General features: G+C 44.0%; 25 protein-coding genes. 16 read left to right on the top strand and 9 right to left on the bottom strand.

Annotated elements, in window-relative coordinates; translation table 11 throughout:
• Positions 1 to 32: 32 nt before the first annotated feature.
• From ACX0G7_RS12230 to ACX0G7_RS12220, 3 genes are all read left to right on the top strand, one after another.
• On the top strand, positions 33 to 428 hold the full coding sequence (locus ACX0G7_RS12230; RefSeq protein ID WP_458923760.1) for a hypothetical protein: 396 nt from the start codon (positions 33 to 35) through the stop codon (positions 426 to 428).
• A gap of 27 nt (positions 429 to 455) precedes the next feature.
• Positions 456 to 1,418 (top strand): formylglycine-generating enzyme family protein, encoded by a 963-nt coding sequence (locus tag ACX0G7_RS12225; protein ID WP_458923759.1) that lies wholly within the window; start codon positions 456 to 458, stop codon positions 1,416 to 1,418.
• Between the two features lie 129 nt (positions 1,419 to 1,547).
• Positions 1,548 to 2,684 (top strand): BamA/TamA family outer membrane protein, encoded by a 1,137-nt coding sequence (locus tag ACX0G7_RS12220; protein WP_458923758.1) that lies wholly within the window; start codon positions 1,548 to 1,550, stop codon positions 2,682 to 2,684.
• Positions 2,685 to 2,712: 28 nt separating this feature from the next.
• Here the strand turns inward: ACX0G7_RS12220 and ACX0G7_RS12215 are convergent, their stop codons facing one another.
• The 5 genes from ACX0G7_RS12215 to ACX0G7_RS12195 form a co-directional block, all read right to left on the bottom strand.
• Positions 2,713 to 3,321 carry a YidH family protein gene (locus ACX0G7_RS12215; protein WP_458923757.1) on the bottom strand — a complete coding sequence of 203 codons (609 nt, stop codon included), beginning with the start codon at positions 3,319 to 3,321 and terminating at the stop codon, positions 2,713 to 2,715.
• Between the two features lie 38 nt (positions 3,322 to 3,359).
• Positions 3,360 to 3,785 (bottom strand): DUF1622 domain-containing protein, encoded by a 426-nt coding sequence (locus ACX0G7_RS12210; RefSeq protein ID WP_458923756.1) that lies wholly within the window; start codon positions 3,783 to 3,785, stop codon positions 3,360 to 3,362.
• A gap of 151 nt (positions 3,786 to 3,936) precedes the next feature.
• Entirely contained in the window at positions 3,937 to 4,329 is a 393-nt protein-coding gene (locus ACX0G7_RS12205; RefSeq protein WP_458923755.1) for a YidH family protein, read from the bottom strand.
• A gap of 110 nt (positions 4,330 to 4,439) precedes the next feature.
• Positions 4,440 to 4,748, bottom strand: coding sequence for a hypothetical protein (locus ACX0G7_RS12200; protein ID WP_458923754.1), 309 nt, complete (start codon positions 4,746 to 4,748; stop codon positions 4,440 to 4,442).
• An 18-nt stretch (positions 4,749 to 4,766) separates the two neighbouring features.
• Positions 4,767 to 5,582 carry a hypothetical protein gene (locus ACX0G7_RS12195; RefSeq protein ID WP_458923753.1) on the bottom strand — a complete coding sequence of 272 codons (816 nt, stop codon included), beginning with the start codon at positions 5,580 to 5,582 and terminating at the stop codon, positions 4,767 to 4,769.
• 711 nt (positions 5,583 to 6,293) lie between these two features.
• Between ACX0G7_RS12195 and ACX0G7_RS12190 the strand changes: the two genes are divergently transcribed.
• The 3 genes from ACX0G7_RS12190 (at position 6,294) to ACX0G7_RS12180 (ending at position 9,533) form a co-directional block, all read left to right on the top strand.
• Positions 6,294 to 7,532, top strand: a complete 1,239-nt coding sequence (locus ACX0G7_RS12190; protein ID WP_458923752.1) for a helix-turn-helix domain-containing protein — start codon at positions 6,294 to 6,296, stop codon at positions 7,530 to 7,532.
• 385 nt (positions 7,533 to 7,917) lie between these two features.
• Positions 7,918 to 8,253, top strand: coding sequence for a hypothetical protein (locus tag ACX0G7_RS12185; protein ID WP_458923751.1), 336 nt, complete (start codon positions 7,918 to 7,920; stop codon positions 8,251 to 8,253).
• Positions 8,254 to 8,564: 311 nt separating this feature from the next.
• Positions 8,565 to 9,533: a helix-turn-helix domain-containing protein gene (locus tag ACX0G7_RS12180; RefSeq protein ID WP_458923750.1), complete on the top strand. Its 969-nt coding sequence runs from the start codon at positions 8,565 to 8,567 to the stop codon at positions 9,531 to 9,533.
• Positions 9,534 to 9,937: 404 nt separating this feature from the next.
• On the opposite strand, the gene ACX0G7_RS12175 is transcribed toward ACX0G7_RS12180, so the two are convergent.
• Together ACX0G7_RS12175 and ACX0G7_RS12170 are read right to left on the bottom strand one after the other, a co-directional pair.
• Entirely contained in the window at positions 9,938 to 10,540 is a 603-nt protein-coding gene (locus ACX0G7_RS12175) for a hypothetical protein (protein WP_458923749.1), read from the bottom strand.
• A 10-nt stretch (positions 10,541 to 10,550) separates the two neighbouring features.
• Positions 10,551 to 11,186 (bottom strand): DUF4136 domain-containing protein, encoded by a 636-nt coding sequence (locus ACX0G7_RS12170; protein WP_458923748.1) that lies wholly within the window; start codon positions 11,184 to 11,186, stop codon positions 10,551 to 10,553.
• Positions 11,187 to 11,933: 747 nt separating this feature from the next.
• Here ACX0G7_RS12170 and ACX0G7_RS12165 point away from each other — a divergent pair.
• Together ACX0G7_RS12165 and ACX0G7_RS12160 are read left to right on the top strand one after the other, a co-directional pair.
• Positions 11,934 to 12,275: a gamma-glutamylcyclotransferase family protein gene (locus ACX0G7_RS12165; protein ID WP_458923747.1), complete on the top strand. Its 342-nt coding sequence runs from the start codon at positions 11,934 to 11,936 to the stop codon at positions 12,273 to 12,275.
• Positions 12,276 to 12,309: 34 nt separating this feature from the next.
• Positions 12,310 to 13,827 carry a DEAD/DEAH box helicase gene (locus ACX0G7_RS12160; protein ID WP_458923746.1) on the top strand — a complete coding sequence of 506 codons (1,518 nt, stop codon included), beginning with the start codon at positions 12,310 to 12,312 and terminating at the stop codon, positions 13,825 to 13,827.
• A gap of 5 nt (positions 13,828 to 13,832) precedes the next feature.
• On the opposite strand, the gene ACX0G7_RS12155 is transcribed toward ACX0G7_RS12160, so the two are convergent.
• A complete protein-coding gene (locus ACX0G7_RS12155) occupies positions 13,833 to 14,315 on the bottom strand; it encodes a nuclear transport factor 2 family protein (RefSeq protein WP_458923745.1) in 483 nt (160 codons plus the stop codon).
• Positions 14,316 to 14,420: 105 nt separating this feature from the next.
• Here ACX0G7_RS12155 and ACX0G7_RS12150 point away from each other — a divergent pair, with 105 nt between their 5' ends.
• The 4 genes from ACX0G7_RS12150 (at position 14,421) to ACX0G7_RS12135 (ending at position 18,646) form a co-directional block, all read left to right on the top strand.
• Complete coding sequence (locus tag ACX0G7_RS12150; protein WP_458923744.1) at positions 14,421 to 17,246, top strand: FAD-binding and (Fe-S)-binding domain-containing protein; 2,826 nt, start codon at positions 14,421 to 14,423, stop codon at positions 17,244 to 17,246.
• Positions 17,247 to 17,278: 32 nt separating this feature from the next.
• Entirely contained in the window at positions 17,279 to 17,815 is a 537-nt protein-coding gene (locus ACX0G7_RS12145) for a GNAT family N-acetyltransferase (RefSeq protein ID WP_458923743.1), read from the top strand.
• A gap of 58 nt (positions 17,816 to 17,873) precedes the next feature.
• On the top strand, positions 17,874 to 18,119 hold the full coding sequence (locus ACX0G7_RS12140) for a hypothetical protein (RefSeq protein WP_458923742.1): 246 nt from the start codon (positions 17,874 to 17,876) through the stop codon (positions 18,117 to 18,119).
• Between the two features lie 149 nt (positions 18,120 to 18,268).
• The gene (locus ACX0G7_RS12135; protein WP_458923741.1) at positions 18,269 to 18,646 is read left to right on the top strand and encodes a putative quinol monooxygenase; all 378 of its coding nucleotides are present in this window, start codon (positions 18,269 to 18,271) and stop codon (positions 18,644 to 18,646) included.
• A 43-nt stretch (positions 18,647 to 18,689) separates the two neighbouring features.
• Here ACX0G7_RS12135 and ACX0G7_RS12130 read toward each other — a convergent pair whose 3' ends face one another.
• Positions 18,690 to 19,898: a DUF763 domain-containing protein gene (locus ACX0G7_RS12130; protein WP_458923740.1), complete on the bottom strand. Its 1,209-nt coding sequence runs from the start codon at positions 19,896 to 19,898 to the stop codon at positions 18,690 to 18,692.
• A gap of 138 nt (positions 19,899 to 20,036) precedes the next feature.
• Between ACX0G7_RS12130 and ACX0G7_RS12125 the strand changes: the two genes are divergently transcribed.
• The 4 genes from ACX0G7_RS12125 to ACX0G7_RS12110 all read left to right on the top strand — a co-directional run bounded on the left by ACX0G7_RS12125 (position 20,037) and on the right by ACX0G7_RS12110 (position 24,593).
• The gene (locus ACX0G7_RS12125; RefSeq protein WP_458923739.1) at positions 20,037 to 21,980 is read left to right on the top strand and encodes a sialate O-acetylesterase; all 1,944 of its coding nucleotides are present in this window, start codon (positions 20,037 to 20,039) and stop codon (positions 21,978 to 21,980) included.
• A gap of 35 nt (positions 21,981 to 22,015) precedes the next feature.
• Positions 22,016 to 23,005: an aldo/keto reductase gene (locus tag ACX0G7_RS12120; RefSeq protein ID WP_458923738.1), complete on the top strand. Its 990-nt coding sequence runs from the start codon at positions 22,016 to 22,018 to the stop codon at positions 23,003 to 23,005.
• 137 nt (positions 23,006 to 23,142) lie between these two features.
• Positions 23,143 to 23,673 (top strand): DinB family protein, encoded by a 531-nt coding sequence (locus tag ACX0G7_RS12115; RefSeq protein ID WP_458923737.1) that lies wholly within the window; start codon positions 23,143 to 23,145, stop codon positions 23,671 to 23,673.
• A gap of 290 nt (positions 23,674 to 23,963) precedes the next feature.
• Positions 23,964 to 24,593 (top strand): hypothetical protein, encoded by a 630-nt coding sequence (locus ACX0G7_RS12110; RefSeq protein ID WP_458923736.1) that lies wholly within the window; start codon positions 23,964 to 23,966, stop codon positions 24,591 to 24,593.
• Positions 24,594 to 25,004: the final 411 nt, after the last annotated feature.

Genomic DNA, 25,004 nt, shown 5'->3' with positions numbered 1-25,004 from the left:
CCGGCTCTATTTGCAAGACTAAGCATCAATACATGAAATATCTGTTTTACCTGTCTATTGTTCGTACCGGTTGTAAGCAGGAGACAACCGGTAATCGGCAGGCAGGAGCTACCAGGGAGAGTAGTGATCCACTGTCATCATGGAGTGATGGCCGGGTGAAACAATCAATTAAAACGTTCGTCGGGAAATGTACCGATAGTTCGTCGGATACTGTCGTGCCCCTGGTTCACCGCATGCGACATTTGATCATGATGGCAAGTTATGGGCTGAAAAGCCTATATACAAGAGCTTTTTGCCTTCTATGCGCGAAACAAATGGTCAGTGGAAATCCGGAGCGGGCCAGGACGCAGCCATTCATAGTTGTACTTAACCATGAAGTCGTAGTGGTAAGCATGAACAGGACTGGAAACAAATATGTAATAACTTAACCGCCGTAGATTCCACAAACGTAAACTATGAAATCAGCAAATCTACTGACACACACAGACCTCCGGGATATGGTTTTGATAACCGGTGGTTCCTTTAACATGGGCTCAGAAAGTTTTTATCCCGAAGAAAAACCGATTCACAAGGTAACGGTCAGCTCATTTTACATCGATAAATACACCGTCACAAATCGTCAATACCAAAAATTTGTAGATGAAACCGGTTATATTACCGTAGCCGAAAGGCCGCTTAACGCGGATGATTTTCCCGGGATAAAGCCCGAACTTCTTGCTCCCGGCGCTTTAATTTTTAAAAAGGCAAACGGTCCGGTTAACCTGAAAAGTTACTATAACTGGTGGGCGTGGATGCCGGGAACAAATTGGAAACATCCAAAAGGACCGGAGAGTAACATTTCCGGCATGGAAGATCATCCCGTTGTCCACGTTGCTTATGAAGATGTTGAGTCTTTTGCGAAATGGGCAGGCAAGGAATTACCTACCGAGGCGGAATGGGAATTCGCGGCCCGTGGAGGCCTGGAAGGAATGAATTTTACCTGGGGCAATGAAGATACACAGCTTACCCAACCAATGGCGAATACCTGGCAGGGCGAGTTTCCTTATCAGAATTTATTGGTAGATAAATATGAAGGAACTTCACCGGTGGGTTCGTTTGAGCCTAACGGTTATGGCCTGTTTGATATGGCAGGTAATGTTTGGGAGTGGACCAGCGATTGGTATGTTAAACACCTTGATGAAAGTGCGGAGAAAGTGAAAAGCTGTTGTACGACTTCTGTAAATCCCCGGGTGACCTCTCCGGATGAAAGTTTCGACCTCGCCCAACCAGACATAAAAATTCCGAGGAAAGTCGTGAAAGGTGGTTCTCATCTCTGTGCACCCAATTATTGCCTGCGTTACCGTCCGGCAGCCCGACAACCGCAAATGATCGATACTGGCATGACACATATAGGCTTCAGGTGTGTTGTAAGAATCTGAATTTCCGGGCGGCCTCCGATTGAACGATTAACAGTCACTGCAAGTGATTAAATGAGCCTTCTTTTGCAATACATTTTTTTTAACAGGCACAGACATTTCTTTCATGCGCTGCGGGGGGCCAGTCAAAGCATGCTTTTCATATTGCTGATTAACTGGCAACATTCAAATGCCCAGAAGACTAAAAAACCGATTTCATTAAGAGACTCTGTTGATCATGGTTTTGACCTGAGTGATTTCATTATTGATGCCAACGGCTTTGTACCTATACCTTACCTGATCACTGATCGGGCACTTGGAGGATTCGGCGGCGCGATTATCCCCGTCTTCATAAAAAAGCGGCCGGGATACATTGATTCAGTAGATGGCCGGCGCATAAGAACGGCTGTTGCACCTGATATAACCGGTGGGTTAGCTGCTTACACTGCGAATAATACCTGGGCGTTCGCAGCCTTCAGGTCCGGAAACTTTATTAAAAGCAGGATAAAATACACGATAGGGGGCGGATACGCCAACGTAAACATGTCTTTTTACCGCGACCTTGCGGGCCTGGGTGAAAAGGAGTTCAGGCTGTCAATCAAAACCATCCCGGCATTATTGCAGGTTACGAAGAGAATAGGGGTCACCCGTTGGTTTGCCGGTGCGAAGTATATGTTTCTCAATACAGACATTACCTATGCCGGCGATACGATTCTTTCCAACCTGGCCAAAACTTTTGAATTCAACAGTACCGTAAGTCAGCTGGGAGCAATTATCGAATTTGATGACAGGGATAACGTTTTTACACCCGACAAGGGTATCAGGTTCAAAACTGAATTCAATTGGTCAGATAACATTCTTGGCAGCGACTTCGACTTCTGGCGCATAAATTATTATGGCTATTTCTATCACTCGCTGGGAAGGCAATTCACCGGCGGCCTCAGACTCGATGGTCAGCAGAATATCGGGGACGCACCATTTTTTCTTTTACCGGCGATTAATATGCGTGGGGTACCTGCTTATCGTTACCAGGGTGAAGCCACCTTGTTGTCCGAACTCGAATTCCGGTACGACTTTGTACATCGATGGAGCGCAGTTGCTTTTGGTGGCGCGGGAAAAGCATTTGACAGCTGGAAGCAATTTGGAAGTTCTGACTGGATACTGACTTACGGCAGCGGATTTCGCTATCTCCTGGCCAGGAAATTCAAACTTCGCGTAGGCATAGACGTTGCCAAAGGGGCGGGGTTATGGAGTTATTATATCGTATTCGGATCGAACTGGGTTAAATGACCCGGTTGATTGTGTAGTCGGGTAAATATCACTGGCGGAATAACACTGCGAAAAACAAGAGCAGGCCAAAGACCAGGATCAGCGCACTTAATATTGATGATAAAGATTTCTGCACAGCGGGGTACTCTGCTTTTAACAACCTGTATGCTGTGTTATGCTGATATTGGGCAAGCAATAATCCGAGGAAGCCAAATGCAATCATACACATCCCTACCAGCCTCGGGGTAAAAAATCTTGTGGGATGCCCGGTTTTCTGTACCTCTTCAAAAAATTTATAGAGCGTAAACCCAAACGTTATCAGTGATGTCGCTGTCCGGATCCAGGACATAAGCGTGCGCTCGTAGGATAGGGCTGTTCGCTGGTAAGACAGGAGAGTTCTTTTATCTGAAAGATCCGTTCTGTGTTCCGAAAGATCCGTGCGATGTTCAGAGAGGTCCGTCCGATGTTCGGACATCCTCGTCCTGTGTTCAGACATATGTGTTCTGTCCTTCGAGAGTCCGATCGACAATTCATCTCCCTGGAGCGTACGTTCGTCTTCCTCAACTCTCTCCTCCAGTTTTTTCTGCAGCTCACTGACTTTATCATTTTCAAGCTGTTTTCCCGAAGGGAGCGCTTCTTTATTTTTTTCGCTTTCCATGTGAATGGTGTTGACTATGAATAATGAAAACCTGATTTTTATCCATCAAGTGCATTTGTTACTTTCTCCCTGTTCATCGGTGCATCACTTTTCTCTGCCCTTGAGTCCATTATTGCCTTTTCTTCCAGTAGCTCTTTGTTAAGAAAATAGTTAAGAAAAGTTCGTATTAGGGCTATAACGCCAAGTTCAATCAGCTGTGCAGTGGTTGGTGAAATGATGGTCCCCACTATATCTGCTGCCAGTTGAAATTCCAGGGCAACTACCAGCCAACCCCCGAACAACATCCTGAAATTAGTGTGTAACGGATGCAGTCCCGAGACACGTTTACGGTATTCCAGGCTACGGATCCAACCGAAAACTACACCGGCGATGATACTTATCATCGACAGGGCGTTGAGTAATATTTCCATTAATTCCCCGATGCCGGCGATGCCCATCTTAATATTTTCTATTAATGCATTCATCTTGATTCGTTGATCCAACCTGTTCCCTGGCACCATCTCTTGCCGTTCTATTGTTGGTGGTTATTCAAACTTCTTATGAGAGCGTTATACAAGGTTAAAGGCAAGAAATTAACTGTTGGATCATGTTTTTAATATTTTATGGTTAGCGTTTTCATTGTCGGAACAAAGCAGCAAGAAATAATCCGAGTCCAAAGACTAAGATAGAAAGTGCGAGCCATGTCGATTTTGACGGTTCGATCGCAGGATAACTTTTTTTTAGTTTTTTTATTACTCTCCGGTGCTCCATCAATCCCCAGGTCAATGTCAATAGTCCAAGTGTGATCATCAGCATACCCACCTCCCGCGAGGTCAACAGTAGGCGAGTGGGACCATGTTTTTCACTGACCTCATGAAAAAATTTGTAAATGGTGAAGCCAAATGATATCAGTGAAATGGCAGTTCTGATCCAGGCCATCAAGGTCCGGTTCTCGGCTAAAACCGTTCGTTCGAAGGCCAGGTCCGTATTGCTGAGTTTGTGGTCTTCACTTTGATTAGCTGCTTCCATTCACATTGTATTATCAGTCCAAAAAACTGTTTTCTTACTGCCTATAGAAAGGTGGAACCCTAAAGGTCGTTCAGTTTGACCTGGGTATTCAGTACCATGGCTCTACCGGATCACCTGCTCGGTGAAGCCCGTCGTCTCCTCGAAGCGGTAATATATAGCACACCGGGGCCGGATTTATGTGTACACGTTCCACCTCCGGTTCTACCGGAGATTGGAATGTAGTCATCTGACCAATTTGCGAACGGTGACTTGTTCGTATTACCAATTAACCTCCCGCAGGCAACAGCAACCTTCCGCCCGGTCCATTCTTCCATGCCGGTTGAAACTTCTCCATGTGTTAGTTTAAACACCAGGCCAGCAGACAGAAATGCCAGCACCGTTACAAAACTCAGATGTATAAAAAACAGATCGTTTCTCATGTAGCGGTTTAATCTTGTTCATTGAGGGAATACAAATGTGATCACCGCCCTCAATCCAAAGTCTGGCTTGCTGACTGAAGGACCAGATAAAGGTATACGCGGACCTATACCCAGGGAAACCGTTTGTGATCCCAACTTCGTTATTCCCGAAATTAACGGATTGAGAAATATCAGGCTGGTGTTGTTCTGCCAATCAAAAGTCATCTCGGAATTTAAATTAAGACCAGCACCGCTTTTAAAATTGTATGCAAAAAATGGCTGAAAAAACATTTGATTGACGTCATTTCGATCCTTGTCTCCGGCAAACGACCAGAGTTGATTTGCCAAAAAGCCATACGTGAAACCAGAAAATTGTTTTAATATAAGGAGTGTAGGACCGGCGGCCCAATGACGGGTGCTGAGAAAATCATTTGTACCAATCGGAATCAGTATTGCTGGACCGGCACCCCATATCAATCCACCTGCTTTGGCGATTGGCGAAAAGAATGCACTGACAGTTGCATCACTCAATCCAAATTCCTTATTGCCTTCGCCGGTTATATCGTGTTGATCAACCAAAGGGATTATGTATCGGGTTATGAGATTAACCGACGGGCTAAGCCTGAAGGGAATAACGGGTTGAATGTTCAGGGTGTTTTTCGAACCTTGATAGGTGCCTATTCCGTAGTCGAGGTTATTTTGTAATGGTACACTTATCAGGCTGGCAACAGGGTTGGCTAATTTTTTGGCAAGCTCTTCCGCATTTTCAGCATGCTTTTCCTGTCCACTTAAAAAGTTTACAAAAGTTGTTGATGAGAAACAGGTCAGTAAAACGATCAGGGACCGGATTTGCATATAATTAATTTTCTTTTTTCAGCTGGATTGAAGTACTCTTTTTTACCCATGACCAGCAAGTGTATCTATCTCAGGTGGATTTATCTATTTACAACTATAAGCTGCATAATCACTTATTAGGACACTTGTCATCGGAAAATTCCGCCATCAACAAAGTCAATTGTGGATTTTTCAATGTGGCAGGCTTCTATTTCAGTATTGGTATCTATTCCCGGCCTTTAAAAACGGATGTCAAAAAAGTACAAAAACTCTTGACTGGTCACAGGGGTGAAATAACGTACATCATTCATCATTGCAGTCAGGCAAATTGGCGGCACCTGGGAAGATCATTTATTAATCGGAGGATATCATAGCTATTGCCCCATGATCAATGCTGTTATGGATTATAAGGTCAACAACATTTCGGTACAATTATGCTATCAGCGGTACAATTGTAGATGGCAGGCAGCCTTACCGTTTAAACGTTGAATAGTTTAAAAAAAATCATGATACTTGTAAAAAAACCCTAATTTTATTTCCTGATGTAGCCCATCTGATATCCTCTCAAAAACTTGAGGTACGGCCCTTCTACACGCCGCTATTACATTTAAGATATTTTCAGCGATCGCCCGTTTACCTAAACCCTTCATAACCGTCGAAAATATGGTTAACGCTCTTGATTGGATGTGAACAAAGACTGTGTTTAATCTCGTTCATCACAACCGACCAATAGTGAAGTCACTTTTTATTATACATATCGCTGGTGGAGATATGGCCTATATGTTCAGCTTGATTTTTGGCCTGATCATCAGCGTCACCCAGATCGTTTATTACCGCTTCAAAAGAGAGGGACTGTTTTGGCTTGCTATTGCCAATTTTGCCTCTTTGTTTGGTTTCGTTGAATTATTCCTTTTTAAGACAGGGTTAATTCAAAGTGCTCCTCATTTTTTCCGGGTCAGCTTTGCCTTTTCCCTCATCTATATGCCCCTGGCATATATTTATCTGAGAACTACGGTCCTGGGCATTACACCCAACCGAAGGGATCTCTTTCATTTACTGCCAGCCGCCATTTTCCTGCTCGATCATATACCCTTTTATGCAAGTTCTACCGCTCAGAAGCTATCGATGCTCGAAGGGGCTGAGCCCTTTCATGTAATCACGCATTTTTCGCAGGGAGCTTTACTTACCCATGAATTTTACCTTTTCCTTATCACATTTACGTATGTTATTTACGGGGTGGCAGAATTAATTGTGCTGCTAAAATATGGAAGAGAAAAGCGGGACCTGTTCGCGATATATAACTCCCCCTGGATCAAATGGTTTTTTTTCTATCTCCTGATGCAGTTCCTGATCATGATACCACTACTAGCCATTTTGTTATCCGGGAATCAGGCATACCTGTTAGAAGTTGCAGGGGTTTTCGCAGTAATTAATGCTGTTTTTATAAGCTGTTCCTTTTTTATTCATCCTGAAAATTCCCCGGGTGTAGGCGATCAGCCATTCGCTTTACCTAAACAGATTCCGTCGCAATCAGCTTTTTTTGAGTCGCAGGGGCAGGAAAGGGAAATTGGCCCAGGTCGCGTAAGTTATGGGCCCAGGCAACCAAAGCCCACAAAAAGCCTGACACCTGAACAGATCAACAGTATAAGGGATGAGATTGATATGTTGCTCGAACAGCAGGAAGTATTTCTCAAACATGGTTACTCTTTGCAGGAAATGTCGAACTCACTATCGCGCCCCCTATACCAGGTTTCGGCCATTATTAACCAGGTTTATGATTCCAATTTTAATGAACTCATCAATAAGTACAGGATCAATTATGCAGTCAGGATGATTCGCGAAAAAAAATCGCAGCATCTCAACATTTATGGCCTTGCCGACCGGTGCGGTTTTAGTAACCGCAACTCATTTACCGCAGCGTTTAAAAAAGTCACGGGATATACTCCGTCGGAGTATTTTAAGGATCATTAAATGGTTGCAGGATTATTCAATGGACCGGGGTTCATTCAAAGGTTCAACATTCATTAAAAGAAAGCTCCAACACTTACAATCTTTTGCAACGATTGTGGCAAATTCCTTTGTTTGCCTTCCTTCTCACTTTAACTTCCGATACGCGAATACATTACGACAATGTACTCAGAGAGGTAATCACATTTTTCGGATTGGGCCATGATCTTTCTCATCCGCCTTTCCATAAATAAGCGTATGACAATTTACATTCCTGAGGAACAGCTGTTCTCTTTGTTCGTTGCCGTTGTCCTGGCTGTAGTGCTTATAGCGATATTAGCCAAACAACTTATAAAGAAGGGAAATAAGAAGAAATAATTCAAGTTGAACGTTTTCATAACAGATGCACATGCAGTACAAAGATTTCAAATCAGGCGAATTTTACGCTGGCGTTGTCGCTGCTGGTGTCGCAGGTTTTTTTATCGGCATTGTATTGTTGATTTATGGAATGGTCGATGACTTCGACCCTATAATCGGACCTGACGAACCCGTATTTCTAAACCTCGCCACCCGGGCAACTATCATTATCTGGGTTGTCGGTTGGGTCTGGCTTCATATTTCCTGGCGTAAGGCTGAGATAGAAAAAAAACGTGCGGGGAAAGTGGCAACTTTTCTTATAAGTATTGGTATACTGGCGTCAGCGTTCACTATCATTAAGTATATAACGTTTGGAGTTTTCGAATAGCTGATTACTTCGTTCGCTGATTAAGTAAGCTTATGTGCATAAAAATACAAATTCTGAGCACTAAGAAATAGAAGTTGAACAATATCAAAGCTGGTGAAATAAAAAGATGACACTGATAATCAGCTATTTCATAATTATTGGCAATCCCTCTTTTTGAAATCATGCGTTTGTTTATAAATGTAAGCGCAGTTAGGCCTCAAATATTTGCTGGCCATTTCAAACCCGGATAATTTCAGCAAGTGTTAAAAGTTCATTCTGTTGATAATCTACTCTGTTATTAATCTACATTATGAAGACCAAACCAAACTGTTATGGAGATATTTATACTTCAGTATGCGATCGTCGTTTTGATTTGCCTATCCTGGGCTATGCCTCACCGGCAGTTTAACCTGAGCAAGCATTTACATTTCCCTTTTTTCAACTTGCAATGTTTCCTGGTGGTGATGTTTATTGTTGGATACACATTTCTGCGGGACTTAGCTTCTGGAAATGGCGCTCATTGGTCATACCTGATTCTGTATTCCGTTGTAAACCTGTCCCTTTTCACGATTATCCCGGCTGGTTATTTATATGTCAGAAACCAGCTTTCAGGTGAAAAAATTGGCATGAAGGACCTTATTCATTGTGCGTCCCCGATCATTTACTCCTTATTTTTTATCTTGCCTCACTTGTTTACTCCCAGTGATTCATTTTCGGAATCATCCGACGCAGGTCTTTTCTACAAATTGTTTGGGTATTCCGTTCTTGGAATCTATCTTCTTCTCGTTATGCAGGTGCTCCTGGACAAGTATCCGATTTTCAGTTCCGCGGCAAAAAATAAACCTCTACAGCAAACGGCGGATCTGCCTCCTGCAGCGACACCCGTGGAAAAAACTGCTACGGTGAGCGAGGTCCAGGTTGGCTCCATTCAATTTGACTCAGCTCAACTGACGAAGATCGATCACGACCTGAGAAATTTCATTTCAACAAACAAACCGTTCCTGCAACGTGGTTATAACCTAAGGCAACTCTCTGAAGAAACAGCCATTCCGCTGCATCATCTTTCTGCTTTCATTAACCAGTTCTACCAGGTACATTATAATGATTTTATCAACGAATACCGTGTTCATTATTGCCAGGCTAAAATAAGGAACGAAGAGTGGCGGGCAAAAACCCTCGAGGCTATCGCTGAAGAGTCCGGCTTCAACAACAGAAATACCTTTACCACCGCGTTTAAAAAAGTTACGGGATGTAATCCTTCTGAGTTTTTGAAAATGGTTAAGCAAAAGGAAATCGTTTAAGCGCTACACTTCCAGTGATCATTCTACAAGGTCAGGCAAATTAATCTCCGCATTTTGGTTAATTAACCATTGTTTCATTAGTGGTTGAATTGTTACCCGGTGAGTGTCGGTCGGGCAACTTGCCATGAGGGTGATTCATTAATCACCGGATGTCAATCTATATCATTTGGAATCTTCCAATGAGTCAGGATCACCTGGTCGTGAGCGAGACCAGGACTTAAAAAAATAATCCGGATGTCCTGGGAGAATTCAGCCAGTCTTAGAAACCACAGCCCTGTCTTACTCATTCGCTACCCTCTGCATTTCGGCAAGCAACCGGGATCAGTCATCCTTACAATACGCAAAAAAAAGGAAAACCACCGGCAACGTACCGGCGGTTTCCCCCGCTGAGATGTGGTTAGTAATTATCGGCCTGAAGGAAATATAATACCTACGTTCACAGAAAGATAAGATTGACCATCCATGTCATCAGAGTTGAATCCGGCATAATATCTGACTCCCAGGAAACCACCGGGTCCCTTTGAATTATTAAACTTTACGCCAAGTTCCGGTCTCAGACAAAACTGCCAGGCTTCGTTTGTGAACCGGTACATTCCAAAATCCGTAGACTGGTTAACATAGATGGTACCGATGCCCAATCCGGCAAAAGGAGTAAAGTTGCCCATTGCTTTTTCATCGCCAAATGACATCCTTGCCTGCGCCAGGATAGGTACCGAATTTACATAACGGAACTGGACTCCTTTTATAGAAGCTGTCTCCCGCGTATAAACTTTTGACTCTTCTTTCTGATAGAATACATTCCATGTTGTTTCAAGTCCGTACTCCCATTTTTCTTCGTGAACCCCGTTGACTTCAAACGAAAAGCCCCTGAAACTTGTTTTACCAACATAGTCGCTCGTATTTCCCATCGGGAAGGCTATCGGGTAAGAGATGATAAAGTTTACTCCCTGCGCTTTTGAGGTCGATATTAAGCCGCTGAACACGACTAAAAGTAGCATGTATTTCATAAACAATAATTTAGTGCTTTAGATAAGGTGATTGGGCAAATGCAGCATCAACTGAGACCTGAACTCTTGCAATAAGATCAGCGGATGAACCTTCTGCCAGTCCGTTTATAATACAACTCCATACAACCGGTACATTTTCTGCTCCAACAGCTGCTTTAGCATCAATCATCTGAAGGAAAATCGAACCGGAACGGTAACCGGTAATATATGCAGGATAATACGGATAATACCAGCCCCAGTACGGGTACCAGCCACTATACCACCAATCCCAATACCACCAGTCGTAATAATAATAAATATTGGTTGTCGTCATTGTAGATGGCAAAATAACCACATCAGGATTTGCACTGAGCGGTACGCGTGTCCAGCCACTGGCAGTCATGTTTTGATTGACCTGGGCGAGCAATGGAACGCTGTAGGCGGGTGTCATAAAGCTCGGCTTGCCATTCCCATCAGGATCATTGAAGACGTCTCCTGTAATTTTGATTACGCTGTCGGGGATCGCATAGGTTTTCTTCGAGACAAAATCGAATTCAGGGCTGTAGTTTGTGTAAACGAGGTCAAGCTCATCAGTGTATTCCGGCCCCTGCGGATAGCACCCGGCGAGCGCGGGCAACATTAAAAGGAACCAATACTTTAGTTTCATGGTCATAAAATTTAGTTTTAAAGCAATAAATGAATTCCGGTATTTGAAACCTTCGTGATAGTTCGTTGAAGTTACTGTCGAAAACACTCGAGGAAATCGATTATGAAGTGTTATCGGCAAATCTTTATAATGATTTGCCTGATTTTTTCAACTGATTGTGTATTAAGGTTTGTGCAACCTCTGCCTATTTTTAAGCCGTGGGACAACAAAAAATGGTACCCTGACTTTTTTATCATTTATATCAAACTTTTACTGAGAGGAAGGAGAGGGGCCGAATGAGAACATTCAACACCCCCTGTTTTCCTTATGACCTTAAACTGTAAGTATGAAGAGCCAGTCTTAAGTTACGGCTCACGGAATATCGAAACCAAATTTCTCTTGCGATGCCTGCCAAAGGTTATAAGCAAATGCACGGTCATACAGAATGATTGATCTGGGAGGGTTGCGATTGAATGGGGTGGTGATAGCTATTATGGTTCATAACCGGGTATCCCGTCAAATAATCTAATTTAGTTCAGGATTACAAATTCATCCTGATGACAAAACATTTGTTTGCAATAACAGGCATTGTGTTATTTATTTGCCTGTTTGTTATCCAACAAGAGATAACCAGTCATGACCAGATTTGCTACTGCTTTCCGAAAATGAACTAAGGCAACAGAGGGGATATTTAAAAGCTCAGCGACTTCCTGATTTGCATTGGAAGTATTTTTGGTTTGATTAATGCAATTAAACAATAATCAAAGTATGTCTCATTTTCTTTTTTCATACGGCACATTACAGGATGAGGCCGTACAAATGAATGTCTTCAACAGGACACTCAAGGGCCGGAAGGATACTATTAAAGGGTACCGGATGTCCCGGGTTGCCATCCGTGACGGGGAGGTGGTCGCCATAAGTGGGCTTTCTCACCATCTGATCCTGATTCCCGGGCGCCCGGATGACCTGATCGACGGTATGGTATTTGAAATTACAGATGAAGAATTGCTACGGGCAGACGATTACGAATCGGAAGATTATAAGCGCGTATTGGCTCCCACCGTTTCCGGGATTGATGTTTGGGTTTACGTGGAGGCGGGAGATAGCTGAAGTATTCACTGATGTAAACAACGATTGAATTTATATGGATAAGGCAGGGGAAAAAGGTCCGACCAAACTGTATCATTACCAGGAAAGAGATATTCAGAAGCTTTTTGAAAAACTGCAGCAGGCCGCGATCAATCACCGCCTTCTATATCAGTTGCCGACAGGTGGGGGAAAAACGATTGTTTTCTCGGAAATCACGAAACGCTTTATTGAGAAATTCAATATGAAGGTAATTATCCTTACCCACCGTATTGAACTGTGCCGACAAACCACCACGATTTTGAAAGACTTCGGTATAAGAAACAAGGTGATTGTCAGCAGCGAAAAAAAGATAAGGAAAGACCGGACCCCCTGTTTTGTAGCCATGGTGGAAACACTGAACAACAGGATAGAGGAAGGACTTATCAATACAGACGACATCGGGCTTGTAATCATTGATGAGGCACACCACAACTCCTTTCGTAAATTGCTGGACAAGTTCAATAATGCATCAGTTATTGGTGTCACGGCAACTCCTCTCAGTTCTGATGTGGAGCAACCGTTACATGAAAACTATGATGAACTCATTGTAGGGGAAAGCATAGATGCCCTGATTGAACAGGGATTCCTGGCAAAACCTGTTACCTGGAGATATGATGTAGAATTGAATTCACTCTCAAAAGGAACACATGGAGATTTCACTATCAATACTTCTGACGAATTGTACTCATCCCCGGCAATGCTTTCGCTGTTGATAAAAGCTTATGAAGCTCATTCAAAAAATAAAAAGACACTCATTTTTAACAATGGGATCTTTACTTCCAAAAATGTTTGCCAGGCGTTTACTGATGCAGGTTATGCGATCAAACATCTTGACAATAATACACCTGCAACCGAAAGAGAAGAAATCCTTAAATGGTTCAAGAAAACCAGGAATGCTATTTTAACATCTGTTTCGATCCTGACAACTGGTTTCGATGAGCCAACGGTCAGGACTGTTATACTGAACCGCGCCACCACCTCGCTCACCTTGTATCACCAGATGATAGGACGCGGTTCGAGGCGCCTGCCTCAAAAAAAATCATTCAATATCATCGATCTTGGCAACAATACTGACAGGTTTGGAGACTGGAATGGCTTCGTTGACTGGAATTTTATTTTTGAGCATCCGCAGGAATATCTGGAAAAGATCAACAGTGAATCACAACAGGATCTGCACGGTATTCCATCGGAGTTACGATCAAAGTTTCCTAATACCCTGGAAATAGCGTTCGATATCCAAAGCGCACATCATACAGCTGTGGAAAATGGCCGCAAGCCCATGACCGTTATCCGCGATTCGATCAGGCAACATGCATTAATGTGTATTGACAATGCCGGCACGACGGCAGAAGCGATCGCACTTGCCGGGGAGCTGGATAAAGAAATTGACTGGCGCGTTAAACAGTACACCAAGTGCCTTGGTAACGTAACAAAAAATTACCGTGAATGGCTGCAGGCAGATTACCGGTCACGACTAAAGTTGCTTATCCAAAAGCTGATGTACCGGATCGAGAATAATAAGAAAATTGCGTGATGAGATCAGTGCCCGCGTTTATCAATTACAGAAGTCTGGCCGTTCAACAACTTCCATCCCCCCGCCCGTTTTATCACCACCCCGGTTTCTATGAGTAGAGTAGAATTCGTGTTATCCATCGTGTCTGTAATCGTAGAGCTTATCCTGGCAGTATAGGTGGCTAAGTGATTACTGATCGGTATGATGGAAAGTGTATCGAATTCGTTTATGACCGAGCGGAACAAACCAGCATTCTTTCTGAGAATGGCGGCAACCGAATCGTATGAGATTGCCGAGGAGAAACCCGGGGGTACCCAAAAAAATTCAGAAGAACTATCCAGGTAGTCAAATTCTGCTTCAAGACCGGCCTTCCGGATGTCGGCGTAATAATTTTGAAGCATTTGTTTAACATCGCGGGTAATAAGCATTTTTTCTTCTTCAGTGATGGGACCGGAAGAAGAGCCACATGAACTTAAGATAAAGAAGGATATGGTAAACAGCTTATTCATAAGTAGATAGGATAACAAAAATCCGCCCGGAATTATTCTAAACTTTGTTACTTTGGCGATTCTTCCGGATGACCGGGAAAAACCCGAAGTTACAAGGCTATTTATATGAATGAAGAATTAAAAAAGATCATACCCGCGAACCGGATCAGGGACCGTTACATAGATTTAGTATCGTTTGCCGCAGACGCAGGGTTTTATTATTTACTTCCAAAAGCTGTAGTGCAACCCGTAGGTGAATCAGAAGTAGTTGCTTTATTCAGATTTTCACACCAATATAAAATTCCCCTTGTTTTTCGCACAGGCGGTACAAGTCTTTCCGGGCAGGCAATTACTGACGGGATACTTGTTGATCTGAGCCAGTTCTGGACCAAACTCGGGGTAGAGGAATCAGGGAACCTGGTAAGGGTGCAGCCTGGCATTACCGGGGGAATGGTAAATGCGCGATTAAAAAAGCACCACCGTAAAATCGGCCCTGACCCTGCAAGCATCAATTCTGCGATGATGGGTGGTATTATCTCCAATAACGCGAGTGGTATGTGTTGTGGCGTAAAGCTTAATTCATATCATACCACAAAGTATATCCGCTTTGTATTGCCAGACGGGAAGATTTTTTCCACGGAACAAAAGGACGATTATCTCCGCTTTGAAAAAGACTGCCACGAAATTTTTCACACACTGGCAGATATCAGGAACCAGATCCTTTCCGACCAGGTACTCAAACAAAAGATCAGGACAAAATATCAAACCAAAACAACGGTTGGATATTCCATGAATGCATTTATAGACTTTGAACATCCATTAGACATATTAGCACATCTCCTTGTAGGGGCGGAGGGTACACTTGCCTTTATATCAGAAGCCGTCTTAGAAACTGTTCCGGACTATCCTTATAAGTCAACAGCGCTTCTGTACTTCCCGAATATTTATGCAGCCTGCCAGGCAATTGTGCCACTGACAAATGCGGGTGCCATGATGGTCGAACTGATGGACCGTGCTTCATTACATGCCGTTGAGCATCTCGCAGGGATGCCGGCGCTGATAAAAACGCTTCCTGAAACTGCTGCTGCATTATTAATAGAGTTCCAGGAGAACTCGCCGGGCGAGCTCGAAAACCGGGTCAGGCAATTCCTGGCATCCACTACAGATTTTTCGCTGATCAATGAACCCGTTTTCACCAATGACGCGGAAGAACAGGCTTTCCTGTGGAAAGTCAGAAAGGGATTGTTCCCTGCTGTCGGCGCAGTAAGAGCGAGCGGCACTACGGTGGTCCTGGAAGATATTGCATTTCCTGTCGAAAAACTGGGGGATGCTATACTTGATCTGCAGGAGATTTTCCGCATCTATGAATATTTCAATGCGATCATTTTTGGCCACGCGAAAGATGGTAACATTCATTTTGTGGTAACCCAGTCGTTCAATTCAACAGAGGAGATCAGCCGTTACGATCGTTTCATGAAACAGGTGGTGAACCTGGTGGTAGAAAAATACGGTGGTACACTAAAGGCTGAACATGGCACCGGCCGCAACATGGCACCCTTTGTGGAAACAGAATGGGGTGGTGATGCCTACAATATCATGCAACGGCTCAAACAGGTCATTGATCCGGAAAACCTCTTGAACCCTGGTGTGATAATCAATAGTGACAGCTATGCGCACATCAAAAACCTTAAACAATTGCCTGCAGTTGAAGAAGAAGTTGATCGGTGTATTGAATGTGGTTTCTGCGAACATGTCTGTCCAAGCCGAGACCTGACTACCACGCCCAGGCGAAGAATTGTTATCCGCCGGGTGTTGAAGAACCTGGAGACTGCAGGCGATCGCATCAATCATAAACTTCTCCTTGACCAATACCAATACGATGGTAAAGACACGTGTGCCGTGGATGGTCTTTGTGCCACGGCTTGTCCCGTTGATATCAACACAGGTGATTTGATCAAGCGGTTGCGCAGGGAATCTCATTCGGCTTCTGCAAACAAGACAGCCTTATGGGTAGCAAAAAATTTCAGGACCGTTGAATGGTTCACAAGGGCAGGATTAAACATTGGCATAAGTGTCAACAATCTTTTTGGTGCGCGGGCAATGAGTAAACTTACCGGGGCCATTAAACGGCTTGTTCCCGCAATGCCGCTCTGGTCGGATCACCTGCAGCGACCAGCGGCTGTTTACCGTTCCGGGTCAAATGTTATTAAGACAAGCCGGGCAGACAGCGCCATTGTCTATTTCCCCGCCTGTATTTCACGCATTATGGGTAGTTACCGGGGGCAGGAAAAAAATCTGATGGAGGCTTTTATGAGTATCTGCGATAAAGCATCTATTGAGGTTCAGGTTTTGAAGAACCTGGATGGTAGTTGCTGTAGCCAGATCTTTGCCTCTAAGGGATTCAATGATGCCTATCGCTTCACTGCAAATAAAATTGTTGATCAATTATGGCAATCGAGCAGCGAAGGTAAACTTCCTGTTGTGATTGACGTCAGTTCATGTGCCTACACATTACACCAGATCCGACCGGTGCTTGATGAGCAGCGGAGAGTAAAATATGATGCACTGACTATCATGGACAGTGTTGAGTTCCTGCACGACATGGTGATGCCTTTTGTAGAGCCGAAACAAAAACATAAAAACATCATATTGCATCCGGTCTGTTCCCTGAAGAAAATGAAAACAGAAAATAAGTTCATCAAAGTGGCAAAGTATTTCGCAAAAGAGGTAACTGTGCCTGATCATGCGGGCTGTTGTGGAATGGCGGGTGATCGCGGTTTTCTTTTCCCCGAGTTAACCGCCTCCGCAACTAACGCCGAGGCAAAGGAAGTAACCCAGACCAGGTATGATGGGTATTATTCTTCTACCAAAACCTGTGAGATAGCGTTGTCCGAAGCAACGAGGGAAAACTATATATCTATTTTATACCTGGTAGATGAATCGATTGGCTGAACAGCCAGTTACATGTTTTAATTCCATTGATCATGTTTGCAAATTTTGATTTCCGGGTTGCTTCTCTCTACAACGATCTGATAAGGTTACAACCATTAGAAAAGCATGATTTTGCAAGTCTTTACCAGGTTGCTTCAGACCCGCTGATCTGGGAAGTGCATCCATCCAGGGATAGATACAAGCAAGAAGTTTTTCATGAATTTTTTGAGGGAGCTGTTGCCTCAGGCAGTGCGTTTCTTGTAATTGACCAGGCCTCCGGTGACGTGATCGGCACCTCACGGTATTATGATCTTCAACCTGAAAACTCGACAGTAGCCGTCGGCTACACCTTTCTCGCCAGGACCTATTGGGGCGGGGAATATAATAAAGCTTTGAAATCGCTGATGCTGGAATATGCATTCCGGTTTGTTGACACCGTGTTGTTTCATATCGGTGCAACCAACTATCGCTCACAGAAAGCGATCCTTAAACTTGGAGCAAAAAAATCCCGCGAAATTGATTTTGAGTCGGGCGGTATCATGCAACTTCATTTTGAATATAAAATTACAAAGGCGGACTGGAGTTCCTGATGATTAATATTTCTTTGACGGATATATGGTAAGATTGTATTTTTACTGATATCAACCAATGAAGGCGATCAGAATCATTTGTCTTTTTGTTGCATGGCTGTGGATTGCTATTATTTTAATGGTCTGTGTCGGAAACTTTGCTGACGTACTCTCACAGGACATCGCATACGCTGTTGGAATTTTCATCGGATCCGCCCTTTTCCTGATTCCTTCCTTTATCCTGTTTTATATTGCTGGCAAGATCAAGAAAAAACTTGATCGTTTGAAACGCGATGCTCTGATAAACTCTTTTGAATCTATCTGATCCTCCTGGGCCATTAAGGCCTCGTTTGTAGCTAATTTCTAAGGGACTATATGCCCCCACTGAGCAAATACTTTCATCTGTTACCTGTGCAGACTTTCTCCTGTTTGTGATCACACGTTTTATTTCATTCACTCAATAAATATTTATTTATGCAGCAGTTAAAGATCTCAGCACGTTGGAAAATTCACGAAGGTAAATTTGAAGAATTCAGGAGTATTGCAAAAGAATGTCTTGCTACAGTGATGCTGAAGAGTCCCAATCGTCGTCACTACGATTGGTACTTCAATGATGAACTAAGGGAGTGCATCGTACTGGAGAAGTATGCGGATTCCGACGCACTGCTGAGTCATATATCCGTGATTGGTGATTACCTTGGCAGGTTCATGGCGATCGCAGATTTCAATGCGGAGATTTATGGGAATCCTTCGCAGGCGCTATTGGATGCGATTGCTCCTTTGGATAAGAAGATCTATTATTTTTACCAGGGAATTAAGGAGCCTGAAGCACATTTAGCTTCTCTGACCTGAAGTTTCGTGACGATAACAGGGTTAGCAGGTAACCTACAAGGAATCAAAAAAGCTTCAGCTGGTTGCTTTGAGGCTTCGGTGGTTTCGCATCACCAAAAACTGTTTTGCCTCCATGTTTCCAGGATTCATCTCTTTCTTTTTGGATGAGTGCTTCGAAGCCTGAATTTGGCGTAAAATTTTCTTCGTTCCTTACAGCGATTTCATGTAGTTTTTTTATCGCTTCGTTTTTTTCTGTTACACCAATCCTGGCTTTTTCCACGGCGTTTTGCAACACATTTATTGTTTCATCATATACGTTTACCGGAACCGGGAAAGGATGTCCGTCCTTACCTCCATGCGCAAACGAAAAGCGCGCCGGGTCTTTAAAACGGGAGGGGGTGCCATGTATCACTTCGCTCACAAGCGCAAGGGACTGCAGGGTACGCGGCCCTACACCTTTTAACAGCAGCAGTTCCTCAAAGTCTGCCGGCTGTTGATCATGTGCCAGCCATAATACGGAGCCGAGTCTTTTCAGATTGACATCCTGCTCCTGCACGTCATGATGCGAGGGCATAATGAGCCGCGTAAAGTCTTTAAGGATTCGTTGCGGTTCCTCATGCGCTATGTTTAATATTTCCTTTCTTGTATTTTTTGCATGAACATCAGTAAGATTCAGGATCTCGCCCTGGTTTAACCCACAAATACCGGTATGCGGCTCTTCAACAAACGATTCCAGGTTATCGGAATGCCAATGATATCGTCGGGCCGTTTTATCGCCGGTGTGCATGCCCTGTTGCACGACTGTCCATTGGCCGGTTTTACATAAAATGAAATTATGGGTATATAACTGGAACCCATCCTGGATGGCCGTGTTGTCAACCTTCGCACTCAATTTGCTGCTTCGTACCAGCTCATCTCCATTCAAACCCGTTTTATCTGCAATGCTTAATAGTTCTGCAGGCGTCTCTTTTGAAAACTTACCCTTGCCGCCGCAAACATAAATGCCCAATGATTTTGAATGCGGATTGATTGCTTTTTTTAATGCACCCATAACGGATGTAGTGATGCCGGAAGAGTGCCAGTCCATACCCATCACGGCCCCAAAACTCTGGAACCAAAACGGGTCAGATAACCGCCGCAATATTTCGTGGTGACCGTATTCCGTGATAACAGATTCTGTTATTGCCAGTCCGAGCCTGGCCATTCTTTCAGCCAGCCACCTGGGCACAGAACCATAATGTAATGGGAGATCAGCAGCACCGGACCGTTTCATCAGGCGAAATTATGAAAATGTACCCGATCCTCCACCCGGAAGGTATCAGTGCAGTTGATGGGTTTGCCACACATCTACTATACAGGATGATGAATGTTCAATTTAATTGTAAATTCCGTTTCAGACATTTTACAATCCATGAACAAATTCAGGACCGGTTACCTCCTTCTTTTTCTTCTCACGCTTTCAATTTGCAAAACGATTCGTGCCCAGGTAAAACTGCCACAGCTGATCCGGGACAGCATGGTGTTGCAACGGGAAGCCAGGATAAACATCTGGGGCCAGGCTTCTCCCGGGGAGAGAATAACGGTGAAGTTCAATGGTAAGGTTTCTTCCACCAAAACCGGCGATTCGGGGAGATGGCTTGTAACATTTCCGCCGATGAAGGCGGGCGGTCCCTATACCATGCAGATCGATGCAAGCAATCACATTAAACTGCACGATATTCTTATTGGTGACGTATACATATGTTCAGGTCAGTCAAACATGGTTCATCAGCTTGAGCTCCACAAAGAGAGATATGAAAAAGAAATAGCAGAAGCCCGGTATCCGCAGATACGCCACTTTGCAATCGCGACAAAAACGGATCTCAGGCAACCTGCGGAGGATTTGCCATCCGGTAATTGGAAATCTGCGAACCCTGCCGATGTACTCCGGTTTTCTGCCGTTGCATATTTTTTTGCAAAGACACTTTATGATAAGTACAAGGTACCTATCGGCCTGATAAACGCAAGCGTTGGTGGTACTCCCATAGAAGCCTGGACAAGCGAAGATGGTTTGAAAAACTTCCCGTCAATACTTGCAACGATTGAAAAAAACAAAGACACAGGTTATGTTAACACAATGAACAGGATGGCAGCTGAGCGAAATGCGAGTCGCCCAAAATCGGTCGACAATGGGCTTGCAGGTCCGAAACGCTGGTTTGATACAAGCTACATTCCTAAAGGCTGGCACGCCATCAACATACCGGGCTTCTGGGAGGACCAGGGCATCAGCGATCTGGATGGTGTGGTTTGGTATCGCAGGGAAATCGATGTACCAGCCGGCATGACCGGGATACCGGCAAAAATGTATCTCGGAAGAATTGTTGATGCCGATTTTTTATATATCAATGGACAGCTTGTTGCAAATACTACTTATCAATATCCCCAGAGAAGATATGCGCTTGCTCCGGGTGTATTAAAACCCGGTAAAAACTTAGTTGTTATCCGGGTCATTAACAATAGCGGCAAAGGAGGTTTTATTCCGGGCAAACCTTATGAGCTGAAAGCCGGTGATCAGCGCCTGGATCTGAAAGGTGACTGGCAGTACAAAGTTGGAGAAGCATTTGAGCGTGGAAGAAATCTGCCCACGCAAGGTCTTTCCGCCCAGAACCAACCGACCGCTTTATATAATGCGATGATTGCACCTTTGATCAATTACACGATCAGGGGATTTCTGTGGTACCAGGGTGAAACCAATATTGAGAATGCTTCCGCATACCAACAGTTATTACCGGCGTTGATAAAAAACTGGCGGGAAAAATGGAAGCAGGGTGATCTGCCATTCCTTTATGTGCAACTGCCAAACTTCATGGAGGCTAAATACCATCCATCTGAAAGCGACTGGGCTGTGTTACGCGATGCACAATTGAAAACATTGGTTGTTCCAAATACTGCAATGGCAGTCGCAATTGATCTTGGTGAATGGAACGACATCCATCCCGGTAATAAAAAAGATGTTGGGGTGAGACTGGCCCTCGCCGCTCAGCATCTCGTGTATAAGGATCAAAACATCGTGCCTTCGGGCCCACTCTATAAATCTTTCGTTGTTGAGGGAAACAGGATCATTGTTAACTTTACACATACGGGGAGTGGATTAAAATCAATTGACGGCGAAGAGCTCAGCCAGTTTGCAATCGCCGGCCGGGATAAAAGATTTATCTGGGCAAAGGCAAAGATCGAGGGTGACAAAGTAATTGTCTGGAATGATACTATTGTGGATCCGCTTTATGTCCGATATGCCTGGGCAGATAATCCTGACGGCGCGAATTTATACAATATGGAAGGCCTGCCTGGTTCGCCGTTCCGCACGGATGATTAACAGACCAACTTTTTCTAATCTTAAAACCACATCAAATGGAAACACGAATTCTCGGGAATGGTAACCTGGAAGTTTCCGCAATAGGACTGGGTTGCATGGGTATGAGCTTTGGCTACGGCCCGGCTCATGATAAAAAAGAAATGATTGCCTTGATCCGCGCTGCCGTTGAAAAGGGCGTGACTTTTTTCGACACCGCTGAAGTATATGGGCCATTTACAAATGAAGAGTTATTGGGAGAAGCGCTAGCTCCCTTCCGTGACAAAGTTGTGATTGCAACCAAGTTCGGCTGGAAAGCCGCTGCAGATGGCAAGTGGAGTGAACTGGACAGCAGGCCCGGGCATATTAAAAAAGTAACGGAGGCTTCTTTGAAAAGATTGAAGACTGATCGGATTGACTTGCTTTACCAGCATCGCGTGGATCTCAATGTACCTATCGAAGAGGTAGCTGGTGCGGTGAAGGAGCTGATCAGCGAAGGAAAAGTAAAACACTTTGGCCTTTCAGAAGCGGGAGCGCAAACAATCCGCCGGGCCCATGCGGTTCAACCCGTGGCGGCGCTTCAAAGCGAATATTCGTTATGGCACAGAATCCCGGAAAAAGAAATCATTCCGACACTGGAGGAACTGGGTATTGGTTTTGTTCCCTTCAGCCCTCTTGGCAAGGGATTTCTAACCGGTAAAATCGATGAGAATACTGAGTTTGACAAAACGGACTTCCGTAATACGGTCCCTCGTTTCCAGGCAGCAAACAGGAAAGCCAACCACGCGATGGTCGACTTACTGAACAGTATGGCCGTGCATAAAAATGCAACCGCTGCACAGGTGGCACTAGCCTGGTTACTTGCCCAAAAGCCATGGATCGTGCCCATTCCCGGAACTACAAAACTTCACCGCCTGGAAGAAAACCTCGGTGCAGTTGAAGTAAAACTCACAACGGAGGATCTGCGTCAGATTGAGGAGGCCGCATCCAGGATAGAAGTCCGGGGGGCGAGGTATTCCGAAGCGGGGGAGAAGCTGACAAACAGGTAAAAAGATAGGTGATGGTAAGATGACAGGAGCGATTTGCACCTCTTTTGTATATCACTTCAGTTCTAAAAATTTACCTCTCGTGAATGGGCACCTCAGAGAGGCGAAAAATGCCTATATTAATAGAAACATTACAGCACATGAAAAAGATCAATGGTTTGGTAGCCTTATTATTTTCCTTATTTGTATTTCAAACTTCCTTTTCACAAATTTCAACCGAGAGTATTGTCAAAGACTGGGAAAGAGCAAAAACGTTTACAAAACAGTACCTGGATTCAATGCCGGAAAGCGGGTATGCACTTAAACCCAAACCCGAGATGAGGAGCTTTGCTGCACAGATGCTCCATCTTACCGATGCCAATTATGCATTTGCTGCAGCGGCGAGTGGCGAGAAGCCGCCAGTTGCACCGGGTGAATCAGAAAAGACCACCGACCTGTCCAAGGCCAATGTAACAAAGCTCGTAATGGCCGGTTACGATTTTGTAATCAACAGTATCAAAAAGATGACACCCGCACAGGCATCTGAACAGGTCAAGTTGTTTGGTCGTTTTGAGATGACCAAGGAGGCAGCCATAATGAAAGCATTTGAACACCAGACTCACCACAGGGGCCAGGCAACAGTTTATATCAGGATGGCTGGCGCAAAACCACCGCAGGAAATGTTGTTTTAAGGAAAAGATTGATCAGGAGAAGTTTTCCCGGTTTACCATTAATAAACCGGCTGGCAATGTACTGCCTGATTGCGCACAAAATCATAATCATGAGCATTTTGGCAATGACCGGTGCAAGATATTATTCGTAAGTTCGTCCAGGACAGCATCAGCATACAGTATTAAAAAAGAGGACTGTCATCTCCGCGACACTGTCTGTAAAATTCCAGTGTGAATTACATTGAAGTCTTAAATAAATATATAAGCCAGGCAAACCCAATATTGGTCGTGGCTTAATTAAAAATCAAGCTATGAAAAGAATTGCCCGTTTACTGCTGTTATCATGTTTGATTGTTTACGGAGCCTGTTCAACGCCTAAAGAGCCTACTGGTGTATGGGTGAACAAGGAGAAGGCGCAGGGCAAAAAATACGGAAACATCTTCATAGTGGTAATGACTGCCGACATAGAAGCAAGAGCAAAGCTGGAAAGTGATCTTGCCACCGCGGCCATTAACAAAGGTTACAAAGTGGTCAAAAGTATAGAGGCCATGCCGCCATCACTCAGTGATCCAAAAAAACCAACAAGGGAAGAAATTCTCCAGACACTACAGAATAGCGGATGTGATGCTGTTTTGGCAAGTGCCTTATTAAAGCAGGAAGAAGCAGTAAACTATAACCCGGCCACCACCAAAGGCACATTAACCACCTATTATTCATACACCAATTACTACAGCAACACTTATTCGAGTGTTCATACGCCGAGCTATTTCAGCCAGGAGAAAAATTACTATATGCAGACTAATTTTTACGATGCCGCTTCAGAAGAACTGATGTGGACCGTACAGTCAACCATCTTCAATCCATCCTCTCTTGATAAATTCAGTAAGTCTTACACTTCCACGTTAATCGGACAACTAAAAAAAGAAAAAATACTGAAGTAATAAGTCAGTTCCTGCCGGCTCTCAATTTCATCCCAAAAAAATCACGATCCCGAAGGAAGAAAAAATATTTTATATAAGTCTACTAGAATTGTGGACTATTCACATATATTTGTGTATGATTTATTCAGTGAGGCGATTTTTTTCAATCGCCCTTTGAAAAGATGCATAACAATGTCTCCTCCCGTGGACATTAATAACCAGACAAACTATGGCTACAATTTATCTTTCAGCTAATCATTCAGTTTATTCTGCACAGCCAGATCCGGTTGTGGCACTCCGGAGATCCCGCTGTCTCCCATGTTGTTGTTGTTGAGTTCATTAATCCAGGTTCGGTATCAATAAGAAAAAATTAAGATGATTTCAGAAGCAGAGACTGCTTCGGGCACTGCTATGCCATTTCCTAAACATTTC

This window comes from Flavitalea antarctica (assembly GCF_054461535.1).
The sequence above is the reverse complement of the archived record's forward strand: the minus strand, read 5'-3'. Positions and strand labels throughout refer to the sequence as shown.

Coding starts and splice junctions, on each gene's coding strand:
- ACX0G7_RS12150 (WP_458923744.1), top strand. CDS start 14,421: ATGAATGAAGAATTAAAAAAGATCATACCCGCGAACCGGATCAGGGAC.
- ACX0G7_RS12220 (WP_458923758.1), top strand. CDS start 1,548: ATGCTTTTCATATTGCTGATTAACTGGCAACATTCAAATGCCCAGAAG.
- ACX0G7_RS12165 (WP_458923747.1), top strand. CDS start 11,934: ATGTCTCATTTTCTTTTTTCATACGGCACATTACAGGATGAGGCCGTA.
- ACX0G7_RS12180 (WP_458923750.1), top strand. CDS start 8,565: ATGGAGATATTTATACTTCAGTATGCGATCGTCGTTTTGATTTGCCTA.
- ACX0G7_RS12195 (WP_458923753.1), bottom strand. CDS start 5,582: ATGCAAATCCGGTCCCTGATCGTTTTACTGACCTGTTTCTCATCAACA.
- ACX0G7_RS12135 (WP_458923741.1), top strand. CDS start 18,269: ATGCAGCAGTTAAAGATCTCAGCACGTTGGAAAATTCACGAAGGTAAA.
- ACX0G7_RS12115 (WP_458923737.1), top strand. CDS start 23,143: ATGAAAAAGATCAATGGTTTGGTAGCCTTATTATTTTCCTTATTTGTA.
- ACX0G7_RS12185 (WP_458923751.1), top strand. CDS start 7,918: ATGCAGTACAAAGATTTCAAATCAGGCGAATTTTACGCTGGCGTTGTC.
- ACX0G7_RS12155 (WP_458923745.1), bottom strand. CDS start 14,315: ATGAATAAGCTGTTTACCATATCCTTCTTTATCTTAAGTTCATGTGGC.
- ACX0G7_RS12205 (WP_458923755.1), bottom strand. CDS start 4,329: ATGGAAGCAGCTAATCAAAGTGAAGACCACAAACTCAGCAATACGGAC.
- ACX0G7_RS12160 (WP_458923746.1), top strand. CDS start 12,310: ATGGATAAGGCAGGGGAAAAAGGTCCGACCAAACTGTATCATTACCAG.
- ACX0G7_RS12120 (WP_458923738.1), top strand. CDS start 22,016: ATGGAAACACGAATTCTCGGGAATGGTAACCTGGAAGTTTCCGCAATA.
- ACX0G7_RS12125 (WP_458923739.1), top strand. CDS start 20,037: ATGAACAAATTCAGGACCGGTTACCTCCTTCTTTTTCTTCTCACGCTT.
- ACX0G7_RS12175 (WP_458923749.1), bottom strand. CDS start 10,540: ATGAAATACATGCTACTTTTAGTCGTGTTCAGCGGCTTAATATCGACC.
- ACX0G7_RS12170 (WP_458923748.1), bottom strand. CDS start 11,186: ATGAAACTAAAGTATTGGTTCCTTTTAATGTTGCCCGCGCTCGCCGGG.
- ACX0G7_RS12200 (WP_458923754.1), bottom strand. CDS start 4,748: ATGAGAAACGATCTGTTTTTTATACATCTGAGTTTTGTAACGGTGCTG.
- ACX0G7_RS12145 (WP_458923743.1), top strand. CDS start 17,279: ATGTTTGCAAATTTTGATTTCCGGGTTGCTTCTCTCTACAACGATCTG.
- ACX0G7_RS12225 (WP_458923759.1), top strand. CDS start 456: ATGAAATCAGCAAATCTACTGACACACACAGACCTCCGGGATATGGTT.
- ACX0G7_RS12140 (WP_458923742.1), top strand. CDS start 17,874: ATGAAGGCGATCAGAATCATTTGTCTTTTTGTTGCATGGCTGTGGATT.
- ACX0G7_RS12210 (WP_458923756.1), bottom strand. CDS start 3,785: ATGAATGCATTAATAGAAAATATTAAGATGGGCATCGCCGGCATCGGG.
- ACX0G7_RS12215 (WP_458923757.1), bottom strand. CDS start 3,321: ATGGAAAGCGAAAAAAATAAAGAAGCGCTCCCTTCGGGAAAACAGCTT.
- ACX0G7_RS12230 (WP_458923760.1), top strand. CDS start 33: ATGAAATATCTGTTTTACCTGTCTATTGTTCGTACCGGTTGTAAGCAG.
- ACX0G7_RS12110 (WP_458923736.1), top strand. CDS start 23,964: ATGAAAAGAATTGCCCGTTTACTGCTGTTATCATGTTTGATTGTTTAC.
- ACX0G7_RS12130 (WP_458923740.1), bottom strand. CDS start 19,898: ATGAAACGGTCCGGTGCTGCTGATCTCCCATTACATTATGGTTCTGTG.